At 59.5% G+C, this 1,072-nt stretch carries 1 protein-coding gene; it reads left to right on the plus strand.

The window, feature by feature from the left end:
- On the plus strand, window positions 1–1,072 hold a 1,072-nt coding region (locus tag J4D28_RS30300; RefSeq protein WP_207246529.1), incomplete at both ends, for an immunoglobulin-like domain-containing protein.

The raw sequence follows: 1,072 nt of genomic DNA on the forward strand, positions 1-1,072 counted from the left end.
TTCCGGCACCGTCAATATCACGGCACCTAACGATGCCCTCGCAGGCGGCAGCTCCCTGAGCGCGACCATCACCGGTGCAACGGGCGGTAACTACGAGAAGCTGGACGTCGACGCCAAGCCTGCCGAGACCTCGGTTACCGATACTCCGGACACCACCAATCTGAGCCTGACAGCGACTGACACTGTTGCCGAGGGTGGGTCCATTGTTTACACCGCGACTCTGACCAATGCAGCCGGGACTCCGGTAACCGTAACTCTGAGCAACGGTGCAGTGATCACTATCGCCGCCGGTGCTACTACCGGCTCCGTGACCGTCGCCGCCCCTGCGGATGACGTTTACAAAGACGCTGGCAAAGTCGAAGTCAGCATAAAAGAGACCTCTGGCGGTAATTTCGAGAATCTCGTTCCAAGTACCACTCCTGCTGTGACTGATGTCACCGACACTATCGATACGTCGACTGTTTCGCTGACCGCTACTCCGTCTGTGGCCGAAGGCGGCACCGTGGTTTACACCGCGTCCGTGACCGCGCCGGTTACTGGTTCGCCAGTAATCGTGACCCTGTCCAACGGCCAAACCATCACCATCCCGGTGGGCGAGTCTTCCGGCACTGTGAACTTCACGGCACCCAACGATGCTCTCGCGGGCGGCAGCTCCCTGAGCACCACCATTACCGGTGCAACCGGCGGCAACTACGAGAAGCTGGATGTCGACGGCAAGCCTGCCGAGACCTCGGTTACTGATACGCCAGATACCACCACCCTTAGCCTGACTGCGACCGACACCGTCGCTGAAGGTGGATCGATCGTTTACACCGCGACCCTGACCAATGCCGCTGGTACGCCAGTGACCGTAACCCTGTCGAACGGTGCGATCATCACCATCGCAGCGGGCGCTACTACTGGTTCTGTCACCGTCGCTGCCCCAGCTGACGATGTGTACAAAGACGCTGGCAAGGTTGAAGTCAGCATCAAAGAGACCGCTGGCGGTAATTTCGAGAACCTGGTTCCGAGCACCACACCAGCCGTGACTGATGTCACTGACACCATCGATACGTCGACCGTCAGCCTGACC

This window comes from Pseudomonas sp. GW531-T4 (genome assembly GCF_017349615.1).
GTDB classification, from domain to species: domain Bacteria; phylum Pseudomonadota; class Gammaproteobacteria; order Pseudomonadales; family Pseudomonadaceae; genus Aquipseudomonas; species Aquipseudomonas chlororaphis_I.